Below are 13,598 nucleotides of genomic sequence, written 5' to 3' on the forward strand. Positions count from 1 at the left end.
CCCGAGGGGATGGCGCCGATGGTGAGGGCGTCCTGGACGGGATCGCTCGCCGCACGACTTTACGAAGATCGCCGTGCGGGTCAAACGCCCCGAACCGCTTGTCCACCGGCGCCGGACGGCCCTGCGGCTGCCTCTTCTCGATCGGCTCGACCTCGAACAACCGATCCTCACCATGCATACCGACATCATCCCGCGCGAACGATCACGAAACACCGAGCGGGTTGCCGCTCGGTGCGATTCGCTCCTACGGCGTGCCGGGCGTGGTGGTGGTCGCTTGTTCGGCGGCGATCCGTGCTTCGTCTTCGGCGGTGTCGGCGCCGGCCGCCCGATTGTTGCTCCAGCCGCGGTGGACAACCAGCAACTGGTCCTCGGTGCCGTTCTTGTCCCGGTAGACGATCGCGGCCGGTCCCGCTCCGCTCTCGTGGCCGGGGAAACCTCTGGTCAGGGGTCCACGTGCCGCCGGTACGGTACTTGGTCCACCACAGGCACTGGTCGCTGGAGCCGTAGCCCCGGTGAATCGCGTACAGCTCTCCGCCGTAGACGGCCAGCGCCGGTCCCTCCAGGCTCTCGTGTGCGCCAAGCCTGCGGTCCGCCGACCACGAGGAGCCGTTGTAGGTGGCGTGCCACAGTCGATTGTCACGGCCTCCCTTGTGCACGAGGTGCAGCTTGCCACCGAAGACCGCCAGCGCCGGCCCGGTGGACGATTCATGGGCGGGAAGCCTGACGTCGGGGGCCCACCGAGTGCCGTCGTACGTCGTGTGCCACAGACTGGTGTCGCTGCTGCCCCGGTGGACGCAGTGGAGTTTCCCGCCGAAGACCGCCAGCGCCGGTCCGTTCGCCGTCTCGTGCGCGCCGACCTTGGTGTCCTGGGTCCAGCCCTTGTCGGGATCGTAAGCGGTGTACCACAGCTGGTTGTCGCTACCGCCGCGGTGCACACAGATGAGCTTCCCGCTGAACTCGGCCAGGGCCGGGTTCGACCCCGACTCGTGCCCGGGGAACCGCTCGTCCGCGCTCCAGCCCTGGGCGGGCTTGAACACCGACCACCAGAGGTTCAGGTCCTCTTCGGGACCCAAACCGACCGGGATGAGCATCAACGGTGAGAACCACGGTGAAACCAACTTGCAGCCGTAGCCCCGAGAGACCGCCTGGACCCAGACTTTCTGGGCCAAGGCCGCCACGGCGACGAGGGAGGACAGGGGCTCTTTGAGGATTTCCCCGAGAGCGTCCGCGAGGTGGTCCTTGAGTTCCAGGTACTTGTCCACCGCCTCCTGGTTGAGCCTGAGCTCGAACCCCCACCAGTGCGCCCTGGGTTCAACCGTGATGCCCAGCGCCTCGAGGTCCTTCAGTGCCCGCGCCGCCCGCGCCGCCCGCGCCGCGACTTCGGGGCTCACGACGAAGGCCCCAGGTCCTTCCGGTGCGCCGTCCTGGGCCTGGACCGTCTCATCGATGGCCATGGGACTCCTCTCGTTGTCGCGCAAGGCACCCAGCCGACCCGGATCCGTCCGGCTCAGCCCATCGGCTCCTCGCATGGGAACCATTGCGCCGCCCCCAGCATGCCCGCATTGAGTGACCATCTCGCGACGGACAGTCATATTCGCCTGGGGATTGCCCCGATGTGGCGGGAACCCCCCCCGCCAGCAGTCCGGTTGGCCGTCCTTGCCAAAACACATGCTCTCTGCACGCGACAGTGGCGCCGGAGCCGGCGGGTGAGCGGGTCGTCCGGCCGCCGGATGCGGACTCGGCGGGGGTGGGGGATGTCGTCGGTGTCCTGGAGGTCGGCGAAGTCTGCGTGCGCCTGGTCGACGGCTTCGGGGTACGCCTCCTCCTGCTCGTGTTCGGCGCGCGCCCACCTATGAAACAGGCGGCTGCCGGGCGGCAGCGTGACTCCGACGGGATGAAGATCGTTGGCGGGCCATGAACAACACCAGCCGGGCACTTAACGCCCTCTGCCTCGGTACCGCCGCTCTCCTCGGGGTCCTGGCTGCACCCGCCAGCGCCGCACCAACCGGGTTGTTGGATCAAACCGCACTAGCCCCCGTGGGTCGAGACATCTGCAAGACCCTCCATGGCCTCCCGATCGCCGGGAGGGTCGGCGATAACGTCTGCTATGTGGTGGACGACCTCTCCGCCGTTGGCGGCGTGTTGACCCCAATCATCGGCGTCGCACCGAGGTAGCCCGGCAGCCTCGGAACGGGGCACCAGCGGCCCCCAGAGTCCTCGCACGCGTCTTGAGTCGGTGGCACTGACGACAGAGCAGTTGCACGTTCCCGTCCGTGTCCGTCCCGTCGGCGCTGCCCTCGCCTCCGGGTGGGGGCATTTCCGACCCGTCCTGCACCACCTGCGGCTAGGGAGTGGATCGTTTCGAGGAGGTCGCGGAGAAGCACGACCGCGAGTTCGGGATCATCAAGTCCGACCTCACCGCGGTGCGACTCCAGGTCGGCAACCTGGATCAGAAGGTCGAAGCCCTCGGCGAGAAGATCGACCGCAACCAGGTCCAGATCATCGAGCTGCTCACGCAGTTGGTCGGCCGGCGCCCCGACGCCGGTTGACCCCCTGGCCGGCCCCCGGCCTTGCCTTCCTGCGGTTCCGAACCAGTGCTCTGGTTCGGGGCCGCAGTACGTTTGCGATCAGCGGGTGGCGCGTAGGAGTGCCGGTCGGGGGCGGAGGCGGGTTGCCCGCCCAGAACGGTCGCCACCAGGAGGGCCGCCGGGAAAGCCGGGCCGGCACGAAGTGAGCCTTCTCGCCACGGGCTTCAACTGTTCCCGCTGGGTGTCGGTCAGCCACGTCGGTGGTTGGAGAGTGACGGATCACATGCTTCGCTGGTCGTGGGTGTCCTGGCGGAGCTGGTCGGTGTGCCGGGTCAGGGCGTCGATGCGTTCGGCGAGGTCGGCGTTCTGGGGCCGCAGGTGGGTTCGGGTGGCGGTCAGGGGGCGCACGAGGCAGGCGGCGTCGTTGTCGGCGAGGGCCAGGTTCAGGTCGCCGACCGCGTCTTCGGAGCTGGCGGGCAGGTCGGTGAGGGCGGTGATCTGGCCTGCGAGGCGGCGGAGGTCTGCGGCGTTGTCGCGGGCCCAGGCGGTCACGCTGCGGTCGGCGGCGCGGGTGTCGCGGGTGGCCTGGACGCGTTCCTCGCCGGCGCTTCCGGCGGCGCCGGGGCGCAGGCGCAGGTAGCGGCGTTCGGCTGCCTGGCGGCTGGCGACTCCGAGGGGGCCGGCGAGGTCGGCCCAGCTCGCACCCTCGCCACGGGCGGTATCGATCAGCCCGCTCTCCCAGCCGGCGAGCTCCTCGCGGACCTCGCGCAGCATCAGCAGTGCGGCCAGGGCCGGGTGCGGGCCGGAACCGGCCGCGAGCGGCGCTGTCGTCTTCGGTGTTCGCTCAGGGGACTGCCGCGCGTCCTTCACGGACTGGTTGATGGCCTCCAGTGCCGCTGCGGCGGCGGTGAAGGAGACAGTTGAGGCCGTCGGGGCGGCGTCGTTCATGAGACTCTCCGTCTTCTTGTCATCCTCAAGATGACTGCTTGCTTGTCATCGTTTCGATGACATGTTCCACGGAGGCACATTGAAGCGCATTGGCAGTTTCTGCCTGAACCAACTGGAGGTGTTTCGCGATGTTGATGCGCACCGACCCGTTCCGCGAGATGGACCGGATCGTTTAGCAGCTGTCGGGTACGTCGGGGACCTGGTCGAAGCCGTCGGTGATGCCGATGGACGCCTACCGTGACGGCGAGGAGTACGTGATCGCCTTCGACCTGCCCGGTGTGAGCACCGAGGCGATCGACATCGACGTCGAGCGGAACATGCTGAAGGTGAAGGCCGAGCGCCGGCCCACGGACCGGCCCGAGGGTGTGCAGGTGGACCTCTCCGAGCGGCCCCTCGGTGTCTTCTCCCGCCAGATCATGCTGGCCGACACCCTCGACACCGAGCGCATCGCAGCCGACTACGACGCGGGTGTCCTGACCCTGCGGATCCCGATCGCCGAGCGCGCCAAGCCCCGCAAGATCAGCATCGGCAGCGCCGACGGCCGCAAGCAGATCTCCGGCTGAACCCTCCCGCACCAGCCGGCAGCGGAGGGCGGGGAGAGCTGAATCCCCCTCCGGCGCCCCGCCCTCCGCACCCCCTTTCCCTCCTTACCTGCTCCGGAGGTGGCGTGATGTCGATGCGCAGGGAGTCGTTCCTGGCGCACGTCCAGGAGCGCGGCGAGTACGAAACCCCGCATGAGGCCGACCGTGTTGCCCGTGTCGTCCTGGCCCTGCTGGGCGCGCACCTGGTCGGCAGCGTGCGGGCGCAGCTCGCCGCGCGGCTTCCCGACCAGCCCATCGGGACCGACTACAGAGCGTCGCCGATTCCACCATCCAAGGTCTTCAAGTGTAGGTGTCCTGAGGTTGTCTCTCGCCCAAGGACGCAGCGTTGTTCCATGCCCTCGACTGGTGTCTGCAGTGCCTTCGCAGGGTTTTGAAAGTGGGTGGTCATTGACCAGGTCCCCGCAGCCGCGGTGAGGGGAGGGAGCGTTGGGAGCACCTTGAGCCAGGGCACATCCCCGCAGGCACGGGGAGCAGATCTCCTTGCGACGGTCCGCTGGGCTCAGCTCGGGACCGTGCTCCCCGGGTGTGGGGAGCAGCCGCCCTCCGGCGACCCGCCGCCGGAGGAGTCGAGACCATCCCCTCGGATGCAAGGCAGCCTGCTGGCGGACCCTGCGTGCCTAGGCCGAAACCGACGAACGCTCTTCGCTGAGGATTTGAACGCCCTGCTGGAAGGCGCCGATCAGCAAAGCAAGCTCATGGAAAACTTGCGCGCCGTCGCAGCTTGCCAGGCGCGGCGCCCCTAGCAAGTGAAGGCGGGCTTCCATCCGGCGCCTGAACGCTTCGACATCGACGACCGACTGCGCTCGCTGCGCCCCACTTCCTGAACAGCGCGCCCGCCAAGAGGCCGTCGACGCGGAGCGGTGTGTTCTTTCGTGGGCGTCAGGTGGGGTGGCCGCGAGAGATGGCTTCAGTAGAGGCCTCCTGGTTCCCCTGCCTTGCGGCCACGCTCGTCGGGGGATGCCCCAGGGGCGTCGCCGTAGGTGTACGCGGTGCGGATGTGACCGTCGCGGGCGTGGACGATGACCTGCGCAGGCTCGTGTTCCTGGGCATGTCGGCGGGCTGCGTCGATCGCGTCCTTCTGGGTGCGGTGCGGTTCGTGCAACAGCCGACGGCCTTCTCTGCCCTCGACCTGCCACTTCACCCCTGCGGCGGCCGCCCGATCACCGGACGGCGAGACGTGGTAGACGGTCATTCTCGCTGCCATGGTCCTTCTCCTCGCCCATCAGGCGCGCTCAGAGGTGGCTTCTAGGGCCTATCCGCGAGCGCACACAGGCCGGACCGTGCGGCGGGGCACCGTCCGCACGGCCCTTGCCTGAAGGGAATATGCCCGTCCACTTTCCTGACAACACCAGCTCGGAGGCGGCTGATGCCGAGAACTTCCACCGCAGAACTTGGAGTGCACGTCCTGACCACTGCGACGGCGGTGCAAGCGAGGAGGTTCGTCGGCGGCGTCGACTCCACTCGCATGAGGGATTGGCACCTGGCTCTGGCTGCGGGCACGCCCGGCAGGACCTCTCGTGCTAGCGGGGTGCGGCTCCCGTCGCGGCCCTGGAGGCCAGGGCCGCACCCCGTAACTCCGAACATACCCCGAGGCCGGGAGCGCCGGTGCGAGCGGGCGATACAAGCCTGCCGATCACGGCGAGGTGGGACGGCATGTTCTTCCGTGTGATGCTGAGGCGCAACGGGCCGACGGTGTGCCTCGCACCGGCCGGAGAGCTCGACCTGGAGAGCGGGTCCGCCCTTGATGAGCTGTACATCGGCGCCGACGAGGCGACTGTGGTGGCGTGCGACTTGCGGAACCTCGCGGTCATGGACCTCACCGGCCTGGACGGCCTGATCGCCTTCTTCGGTCGGCTCGACGTGTGCGGTATCGCGTTCTTCGCCTACGACTGGCAACCGCAGCCACGCCGCCTCCTGGACCTCATCGACGCCATGTACCCGCCCACAGGCACCAAGGGAATCCGCGGCGGGCCGACCGGGCTGCTACGCCGCTCCCTGCTGTCGGCCGTACGCCTGAACGTCCGTACACGCCTGAGCGCTCTTCTCAGTACGTCGACACCTGCGGAACTCCGCAGTACACCACCGCGCCGTCCAAGAGGCCCGGGCTTGGCAACACCCCCTGGCGCGGCTGGGACCGCGCCAGGGGACGGTTAAGCCTGGGGCAGCCGGCCGCTGGCGAAGTCGGCGTGGTCGCGTGCGCGCTGGGCCCGGTCCTCGAGGAGTCTGCGAAAGCCCGCCACCGCGTACCGCTCCCCGGTGGCCGTGCCGGGCCCCGCGATACCGGCCGCCTCGGCCATGAACCGCTGAGGCTGGGGCTGCCAGCCGGTGACCAGCACTCTCAGGCGCAGGAGCTCCGCGCGCCGGTGCAGGTCCAGCAGGTGGAACAGGCCGTCGGTGTCCATGGCCGTCACGCCATGCATGTCCACCAGGAGGTCCCGCACATCGGCGGTGACGTGGTCCAGGGCTTGCAGGAGCACCCCACCCGAGTCCTCATCGAGTTCCCCGTCGGCGCTGATCAGGACCGAGTTGCCGCAGCGCTGGACGCCCACGTTGATCAAATTCCTTCTCCCGTCACCCGCAGGCACCGTTCTGCGGCTCTTCATCGTGCCCCGGCTTCTGCCGGGGACGGCTGAGGCGCGCTCTCGCCGGGGCCGCGTGACGAGGGGGGAGGGGCCCTGGCCGGGCGAGGGACAGAGCCCCTCCTACGCGCCTCCGTGGGGGACGGTCGTGCACGCGTCGCCGGGGACAACGACCGCGAGGGCCGACGGGACACGACGCTGCCGTCAGCAGCGACCCCGTCACTGCCTGCGGCAGCGGGTAGCAGTCCGTCCGCTGTGGCACCAACACCGGGACGGCGCGGCATCACACCGAGGCTCCGCCGGCTTCTCCGTCTCTGGGCTTTCGCTCCCTCCGGACGTGGACAGTGGACGCAGTTCGCGAGTCGTTCCCGCACTTCATGGACGGGGTGGAGCGCATCGAGCAGCGCACCGACGCCATGACACACCGGGTCACGAAGATCGGCGGGGTGACCAAGGAGTTCGAGGCGGAGATCACCGAGCAGATCCTCGACGAGCGGGTCGCGTTGAGGACGCCGGGCGGCGAGGTCAAGCAGGCGGGCGGCGTCACCTTCCACCGCCTCAGCGACAGTAGGATCAAGGTGATGCTGCAGCTCGACTACGACCCGGACGGCTTCGCGGAGAACGTCGGCGACAAGCTCGGCTTCGTCAAGAGGCAGATCACTGGCGACCTGAAGCGGTTCAAGGACCACATCGAAAGGCGCGGCCAGGAGCTCCTGGCGCGGCACGATCTGACGACAGCTCTGCCTCATCCGGTGGACACCTGCCTCCACGGCACCTTTCGCACCTACCGGAGCCTGGAACCTGGTTGTACGCGGTGCGCACGGGGACGTCGACCTCGACGGACCCTTCGACCTGCGACACAGGATCATCCTTCCTCTTCGCCGGCCGAACAGTGTGCCCGGCGATCCGGGGAGCCCTTTCCCTGTTGGCGCTGCTGCCCCCGCTCGGGCACCCCATCACCCCCGGACAGACGCAACCACTGGGTGGGGCCGGAACTTCGTTGGCCCGCTGGACACGGTGACGAACGTGTTGTCTTCGCTCCTTCGCCGAGCGGGAGCGGCACGGTCACCAGAATCCAGCAGGCGGCACTGCCGGTGTACGCCGACATCACCTACGCCCCGCGCGCGGTGGGGGCCATCCTGCGCTGTGATCGGCCGCCCCCCCCGGTGACCACGGCACAGCCTGCGGCCAAGTAGCCGCGGGGCGTTCGGCACCTCCGTGAGCCGCGACAAGCTCCGACATCCGCGAACCGTCCTCGGGAGCCGGGCGTATCGTGCGCGCGGGCCGTTCGGGCCAGCCGCACTGGCACGGACCGGCTCCCGGGGTGACGGTGGCGGGAGTGCCTGCGGCCTGTCGGCACTTTCGCGCGCTAGGAGTCACCCATGTCGGAACGCAACACCGTCCTGCGCAGCCTCCACGACGTGGGGCTGGCCGCCTGGTTCGGCGGGTCCCTGATGGGCGCTGTCGGTCTCAACGGCGCCGCGAAGGCCCAGGGCAAGAACTGGGAGGAGGGTGCCAGGATCGCGAGTTCGGGGTGGGCGTTGTGGGCGCCCGTGGGCGCCGCCGCGATCGGCGTGCATCTCGTCGGCTCCACCGGTCTGCTCGCCACCAACGCCACGCGGGTGCTCACCCAGCAGGGCGTCGCCGCCTCCACCTTGGCCAAGACCGTCCTGACCGGCGTCGCACTGGCCGCCACCGCCTACACCCGGGTCCTGGGCAAGAAGATCGAACTCGCTTCCTCCGCGGACTCCCAGGACGCCGAGAAGGCCGAACACATCCCCGTCGACACCGGACAGGCCGAACGCCACCTGTCCTACGCCCAGTGGGCCGTGCCGGCCCTGACCTGCGGGCTGATCGTCCTCAACGCCGTCCACGGCGAGCAGCAACGCCCTGCTCAGCAGTTCTACGGGATGCTGCGGCGCGCCCGCGCCCTGGCCCCATACGTGGTGCGCAGCCGCCACTACTGGAGCCCTATGCACTGAGACGTCAGGCGACCGCACATGCGCAATGACGAACGGTTTGATCATCGAGGTCGATTTGGCTCCGCGGTCTGGGTGCACGAGGCGTTTCACCGCAGCAGGGCTGCGTCGTTCCGAGGTTGCCCATCACCTGGGACGGATCGAGGATCGAGACCATTCGTGAGGCGTGCTTTTGGTGCAGCCGTGCTACCTGAGGGGCCTGAGGTGGAAACGTTTCCGTTCGACAGCTGGGCAGGTCGCTGGGCGGTCCACGCCCGGGACGTGCCGCACGGCGAGGTGGTCGCAGCACTTCTGGTGGATCTCGCCGCTGATCCACGTGGGGTGTACCTCGCTCCGTCGGTCGCTTTCCCGCTGGCTCTTGGGGCCCGGGCCCTGGGGGTGCCGGCTGTCCTCGTGCGTACGGCCCTGCACCAGCTTCGGAAGCCGGCCTGGTCCGTATCGGCACCGAGGACGACCACGAGGACGGGCCGCAGGTGCGGGTGACACTCCTTCCGCCGTTCCCGGAGGCCACCGCGGGCGCGGACTCTCTCGCGCGCTGTCTCCCGCTGGCCGACGAGATGCGGACGACACGACCGGCTCATGAACACGGGCGACGTACCAGGGTTGCACGTAGAGGGGTATTAGGGGTTGCACCGGAGGTGTGACCGGGAGTGGGACCCCCGATTTCGTGATCTTGCCCATCGTCCCTGTTCGGGGCCTGTGGGCAAGCCTCTCCCGGACGACGACACCTCTATGTACGCGTCCGGGCCGGTTCCGGTCCTCAAGCGTGCGGCGCGATCAGCGCCGTTGTCGGGAAAGGAGGTTCTTCCTCCTGCATCACCCGGCCGGCACTCCGGCAGCCGGACGAAGGTGAGGCCTCTTGCCGCGTGACGCTGTGGGGCGTCCGGCTGGTGCGGGCGGACTTTGCGGGGCAGACGCATGGCCAGCTCTGGCGCAGGGCGCGTTCCGGCGCGGAAAGGCTCCTGACGAGGGCGGGGCGGGTCGGTATCGGGCCCATGCTCGACGTCGGGCAGGGGCCGGGCCCGCTGACATCGCTGTACCGGTCGCCGGGTCACCCACCCGCCACACCTGGCGCGACCCAGGGCACCCCGCGCGTGCCACTCCACCCGGGCTCCTCAGCCGGCACGGTCGACACCAGAGGCACACCGGGCAGGAATTGGTCTCCGCGACACTCGACGCACGCAGCCGGGCAGCCCTGGCGGGCCGGCTGGGCAACCCGGGCGGCGGCAGAGGAGGCGCCCTGAGAGGGCGCGGTCCGCTCGCTACGGGTGGGGGTGCATGCCGGGGCCGTCGGGCGGTCCGGCCAGTGGGGTGGGGGAGAGGTCGGTGGGTTCTTCACCGGGTTCGAGGAGGGTGTCGGCGGCGCCGATGATGAGGGTGTCGGGCCGGCCTACCGCCGTCTCGTCCTTGCGGTCGTAATCGATGCGCGACAGCAGGCTCCGCATGGCCTCCAGCCTGCCTCGTCGTTTGTCGTTGCTCTTGACGACCGTCCACGGGGCTTGGTCGGTGTCGGTCGCGCGGAACATTTCGATCTTCGCGGTGGTGTATGCGTCCCACAGGTCCAGGGAGGCGAGGTCGGTGGGGGACAGTTTCCACTGCCGTACCGGATCGACGTGGCGGATGGCGAAGCGGGTGCGCTGTTCGGTGCGGGAGACCCAGAACCAGAACTTGACCAGCAGGATCCCGTCCTCCACGAGCATGGCCTCGAAGGCGGGGCACTGCCGCAGGAACAGCTCGTACTGCTCCTGGGTGCAGAACCCCATGACCTGCTCGACGCCCGCGCGGTTGTACCAGGAGCGGTCGAAGAAGACGATCTCGCCGGCGGCCGGCAGGTGGGCGACGTACCGCTGGAAGTACCACTGCCCCGTCTCGCGCTCGGTCGGCCTGGGCAGGGCGATGATCCGGGCCCCGCGAGGGTTGAGCCGCTCGGTGAAACGCTGGATCGTGCCGCCCTTGCCTGCCGCGTCCCGGCCCTCGCAGATCACCACCAGCCGCGCCCCGGTCTCCTTCACCCAGCGTTGCAGTTTCAGCAGCTCGATCTGCAGGATCCGCTTGGTCCGCTCGTACTCCGTACGACGGATCTTGTGCTCATACGGATAGTTCTCACGCCAGGTACGGATCGGAGCGCCGACGGAGTCCAGTGAGTAGGCGCGCAGCAGGAACACGGTCAGCCACTCCCGCTCGGCAACGAAGCCCTGCATCCTGCGGGAAACGTGGGTGTTGAGGCGGTCCCAGACCAGCACGATCGGGGCCTTGACCAGCTGGTGGACTCCGTCGAGGAGTGCGATGAAGTCCTGCTCGCCCATGCTGCGACGTGCACCCTTGGCTGCCGGGTGGGTCCGCAAGCGGTGACACAGCCGGGTCCTCGAGCCTGGTCGCATCGCGATCAGGCCGGCCACCGAGAGCCGGCCCGAGCGTCGTCCGCTGACCGTCACGACCGGGGTGATCCCTCGCCGGCCCCAGGTCCGTCCCCGGGGCGGCCTGCGGGTGAAGCCGGCCTCGTCCTCGAAGCAGACATAGCCCCCGCAGGCCGCCCTCGCCCTTTTACCTCCGCCCAGGTCGCCTCCTTCCACACGGCGACGGCCTGCTCGTCGCGTTCGGCAACCCGCCGGGCGGGGACCTGCGGACTGAAGCCCAGCCGGTGCATCAAGCGCGTGGCCCCCGAGACGCTGTAGGTGATGTGGAACTTCCGGCCGATCAGCGTGGCCACCCTCGAGGCAGTCCACACCTGGTCCTCCACCCAACCGTGCGCGGCCGGCCCTTCCTCCAGATACGCGGCCAGCTTCTCCAGAGACCGCGGAGACAGACGGCAACGTGACCCGCTCGGACCACGAGAGGCCAGGGCCTGGACACCATCATCCCGCCACAGCTGGTGCCACTGGTAGGCCGACTTCACACTCACCCGCAGCCGCCCCGCAGCCTCCGACGGCTTGATCTGCTGTTCAAACAGTTCCGCCGCCTGCATCCGTACTGACTCCCGACGCCGGCGCCCCGTCGAAGTCAGCCCGCCCCCATCCGCATATCCCACACACCCACGGATACAGCCACCCGCCCACACCCGTCAGCGACTTCACACAGATTCACCCCGACGAGCTGAAGTCAGTATGCGTGTCCCGGGGCTCGACGTAGGGCTCCTCGTCCTTGGGCATTCCGCCGGCGATCGCGCGCTGGCGGACCAACTCGGCGTCGAATTCCAGGCCCAGAAGAATGGCCAGGTTGGTGATCCACAGCCACACCAGGAAGATGATCACCCCGGCGAGGGTGCCGTACGTCTTGTTGTACGAGCCGAAGTTCGCGACGTAGAACGCGAAGCCGGCGGACGCGATCATCCAGATCACCACCGCCAGGAAACTCCCGGGGGTGACCCACTTGAAGCCGCGACCCTTGGCGTTCGGCGCGGCCCAGTACAGGATCGCGATCATGGTCGTGACGAGCAGGACCAGGATCGGCCACTTTGCGATCGTCCACACGGACTAACCTCGAACTGACCGATGAACAAGTCATCGACGGGCCGGTCGCCGCGACCGGGTACACGAGCGGCTCTCTCGACTCCGCTGCCGGGGAGGGCGACACGGCTTCCCCGAACAGTCGGGCCACCCGACCCCTGGCGGAGATCATGGGCGAGGACGATCCCGCCATGGAACTCTTCGAGGACTTCCACACTCTCGCACCCCTGCTGCAGCAACTGGACCAGCGTGACCGGCTGATCCTGCAGATGCGCTTCGGTCAGGAGAGGACCCAGGCCGAGATCGGCGCCGAACTGGGCATTTCGCAGATGCAGGTGTCCCGCCTTCTGTCCCGCACTCTCGCCCGGCTGCGCGCGGGCATGCTCACGGTGTAGGGGCGAGCCATGACGCCAATACCGGGAAGCACAGCGCCACCGTCCGAGATCGAGCAAACGCCGATCAGATCGGATGGAGTTCCCCACCCTCACGCACCGGGTTCACCAGGCGACGCTGCCGGTCGGGTCGCCTACACTGTCACGACCGTGCTGAGGCCTCTCGCACCATCCGGCAATACGCGGCCGACCCGGCCCACGGGCGCCAACCGCGGTACCGGCCGGCGGCCGGGAGCCGAAGCGGCGGGCGAACGCGGGGGTGGCGCCACAGTGGAGACGATGGAACCGGAGGCGGGCGGCCCGATGACCGTCGGCCCTCCTTCAGGGAGACAGCGCCGCAGGCTCGCCCTGGCGGGCGTCCCCGGGCTGGTGGCCAAGGGCCGCGATTTCACGCGTCGGGCTTTGCGGGACTGGGGCTGGGCCGAGACCGAGACCTCTGAGGACACCCTGCTCGTCGTGTCCGAACTGCTGACCAACGCGTCACTTCACGCACACGGCTGCCGCGAACTCGTCCTGACCGCAGATGCAACGTCCCTGCGTATCGAAGTGCACGACGGCATGACGACCCTTCCGGTCCCCAGCCGGGCGCCGCAACGAGGAGTCCCGGGGAGCCGCGGTCTGTTCATCGTGGAGCGCCTGTCCGATTGCTGGGGCACCCACACCTACGAGGCCGGGAAGGCCGTGTGGGCCGAGATCGCGGCCTCCCGACTGGCGTAGGGCCTGGCAGAACCTCTACCTCTCTCGGGCTGTTCGGCCGCCCCCGTCGGACGCAGGGCGCCGGCGCCGGGAAGTCGCCGCCGATCTCGGTCGTGGTGACGGCGGGCAGGTAGCGTACGGCGAGCTCGACGCCGGGGGGACTGGGGCAGGGTCGCGAGAAGGAAGGGTGCTGGAGGGTCAGGGCGAGTTCTTGTTCCTGGCTGTAGCGCTCCACGACGTCCTTGTGCTCGACCGTCAGCTCTGGGTGGAGGGCCATGACGCTGTCATTCGTCTCGGTCAGTTTCTCGTTGAGGCGTTCCAGTTCGTCGCGTTGTGCATGGGTCTCCTCCAGTGCTGCGATCAAGTCGCGGGACTGGGCCTGCATGTCGTGGATCGCGCTCGCGGAGGTGCCGGCTTCGACGAGCCTG

At 68.8% G+C, this 13,598-nt stretch carries 12 protein-coding genes and 4 pseudogenes; 8 read left to right on the forward strand and 8 right to left on the reverse strand.

All coding sequences use genetic code 11. The features are described from left to right. Positions 1–185: 185 nt before the first annotated feature. Positions 186–1,454 carry a hypothetical protein gene (locus OG207_RS43130; protein ID WP_329107146.1) on the reverse strand — a complete coding sequence of 423 codons (1,269 nt, stop codon included), beginning with the start codon at positions 1,452–1,454 and terminating at the stop codon, positions 186–188. 698 nt (positions 1,455–2,152) lie between these two features. Then, on the reverse strand, positions 2,153–2,317 hold the full coding sequence (locus tag OG207_RS44200; RefSeq protein WP_443072848.1) for an HNH endonuclease: 165 nt from the start codon (positions 2,315–2,317) through the stop codon (positions 2,153–2,155). 34 nt (positions 2,318–2,351) lie between these two features. On the opposite strand from OG207_RS44200, the gene OG207_RS43135 reads away from it, so the two are divergent. Continuing rightward, entirely contained in the window at positions 2,352–2,549 is a 198-nt protein-coding gene (locus OG207_RS43135; protein WP_329107148.1) for a hypothetical protein, read from the forward strand. 258 nt (positions 2,550–2,807) lie between these two features. Here the strand turns inward: OG207_RS43135 and OG207_RS43140 are convergent, their stop codons facing one another. After that, a complete protein-coding gene (locus OG207_RS43140) occupies positions 2,808–3,476 on the reverse strand; it encodes an HSP18 transcriptional regulator (protein WP_329107150.1) in 669 nt (222 codons plus the stop codon). 179 nt (positions 3,477–3,655) lie between these two features. On the opposite strand from OG207_RS43140, the gene OG207_RS43145 reads away from it, so the two are divergent. Both OG207_RS43145 and OG207_RS43150 read left to right on the forward strand, forming a co-directional pair. Then, entirely contained in the window at positions 3,656–4,039 is a 384-nt protein-coding gene (locus OG207_RS43145; protein ID WP_329108282.1) for an Hsp20/alpha crystallin family protein, read from the forward strand. Between the two features lie 107 nt (positions 4,040–4,146). Further along, positions 4,147–4,305, forward strand: a pseudogene (locus tag OG207_RS43150) (DUF2267 domain-containing protein); the annotation flags it as partial. A 680-nt stretch (positions 4,306–4,985) separates the two neighbouring features. Here the strand turns inward: OG207_RS43150 and OG207_RS43155 are convergent. Further along, complete coding sequence (locus OG207_RS43155) at positions 4,986–5,282, reverse strand: DUF2188 domain-containing protein (protein ID WP_327732882.1); 297 nt, start codon at positions 5,280–5,282, stop codon at positions 4,986–4,988. A gap of 449 nt (positions 5,283–5,731) precedes the next feature. Here OG207_RS43155 and OG207_RS43160 point away from each other — a divergent pair, with 449 nt between their 5' ends. Continuing rightward, a complete protein-coding gene (locus tag OG207_RS43160; RefSeq protein WP_329107152.1) occupies positions 5,732–6,232 on the forward strand; it encodes a hypothetical protein in 501 nt (166 codons plus the stop codon). Here OG207_RS43160 and OG207_RS43165 read toward each other — a convergent pair. Further along, positions 6,229–6,627 carry an STAS domain-containing protein gene (locus tag OG207_RS43165; RefSeq protein ID WP_329108284.1) on the reverse strand — a complete coding sequence of 133 codons (399 nt, stop codon included), beginning with the start codon at positions 6,625–6,627 and terminating at the stop codon, positions 6,229–6,231. The genes OG207_RS43160 and OG207_RS43165 overlap by 4 nt on opposite strands. A 312-nt stretch (positions 6,628–6,939) precedes the next feature. Between OG207_RS43165 and OG207_RS43170 the strand changes: the two are divergent. Both OG207_RS43170 and OG207_RS43175 read left to right on the forward strand, forming a co-directional pair. Next, positions 6,940–7,367, forward strand: a pseudogene (locus OG207_RS43170) (SRPBCC family protein); the annotation flags it as partial. A 672-nt stretch (positions 7,368–8,039) separates the two neighbouring features. Next, a complete protein-coding gene (locus OG207_RS43175; RefSeq protein WP_329107154.1) occupies positions 8,040–8,639 on the forward strand; it encodes a hypothetical protein in 600 nt (199 codons plus the stop codon). A gap of 1,259 nt (positions 8,640–9,898) precedes the next feature. On the opposite strand, the gene ppk2 is transcribed toward OG207_RS43175, so the two are convergent. From ppk2 to OG207_RS43190, 3 genes and pseudogenes are all read right to left on the reverse strand, one after another. Further along, positions 9,899–11,362: a polyphosphate kinase 2 gene (gene ppk2 / locus OG207_RS43180; RefSeq protein ID WP_443072849.1), complete on the reverse strand. Its 1,464-nt coding sequence runs from the start codon at positions 11,360–11,362 to the stop codon at positions 9,899–9,901. Further along, positions 11,257–11,601: pseudogene (locus OG207_RS44205) on the reverse strand (helix-turn-helix domain-containing protein); the annotation flags it as partial. The pseudogene OG207_RS44205 and the gene ppk2, both read right to left, overlap by 106 nt. A 115-nt stretch (positions 11,602–11,716) precedes the next feature. Then, positions 11,717–12,109 (reverse strand): annotated as a pseudogene (locus tag OG207_RS43190) (YihY/virulence factor BrkB family protein); the annotation flags it as partial. A gap of 143 nt (positions 12,110–12,252) precedes the next feature. Here OG207_RS43190 and OG207_RS43195 point away from each other — a divergent pair. After that, complete coding sequence (locus OG207_RS43195) at positions 12,253–12,477, forward strand: sigma-70 family RNA polymerase sigma factor (protein WP_329108288.1); 225 nt, start codon at positions 12,253–12,255, stop codon at positions 12,475–12,477. Between the two features lie 276 nt (positions 12,478–12,753). Further along, positions 12,754–13,191: an ATP-binding protein gene (locus OG207_RS43200; RefSeq protein WP_329107156.1), complete on the forward strand. Its 438-nt coding sequence runs from the start codon at positions 12,754–12,756 to the stop codon at positions 13,189–13,191. Positions 13,192–13,598: the final 407 nt, after the last annotated feature.

Source organism: Streptomyces sp. NBC_01439 (assembly GCF_036227605.1).
Lineage (GTDB): Bacteria > Actinomycetota > Actinomycetes > Streptomycetales > Streptomycetaceae > Streptomyces.

What these genes read in the sequence shown, in the direction of transcription:
- OG207_RS43140 (WP_329107150.1), bottom strand. Translation starts at nt 3,476, where the DNA reads ATGAACGACGCCGCCCCGACGGCCTCAACTGTCTCCTTCACCGCCGCC.
- OG207_RS43175 (WP_329107154.1), top strand. Translation starts at nt 8,040, where the DNA reads ATGTCGGAACGCAACACCGTCCTGCGCAGCCTCCACGACGTGGGGCTG.
- OG207_RS43160 (WP_329107152.1), top strand. Translation starts at nt 5,732, where the DNA reads ATGTTCTTCCGTGTGATGCTGAGGCGCAACGGGCCGACGGTGTGCCTC.
- OG207_RS44200 (WP_443072848.1), bottom strand. Translation starts at nt 2,317, where the DNA reads ATGCCCCCACCCGGAGGCGAGGGCAGCGCCGACGGGACGGACACGGAC.
- OG207_RS43130 (WP_329107146.1), bottom strand. Translation starts at nt 1,454, where the DNA reads ATGGCCATCGATGAGACGGTCCAGGCCCAGGACGGCGCACCGGAAGGA.
- OG207_RS43155 (WP_327732882.1), bottom strand. Translation starts at nt 5,282, where the DNA reads ATGGCAGCGAGAATGACCGTCTACCACGTCTCGCCGTCCGGTGATCGG.
- OG207_RS43195 (WP_329108288.1), top strand. Translation starts at nt 12,253, where the DNA reads ATGGGCGAGGACGATCCCGCCATGGAACTCTTCGAGGACTTCCACACT.
- OG207_RS43200 (WP_329107156.1), top strand. Translation starts at nt 12,754, where the DNA reads ATGGAACCGGAGGCGGGCGGCCCGATGACCGTCGGCCCTCCTTCAGGG.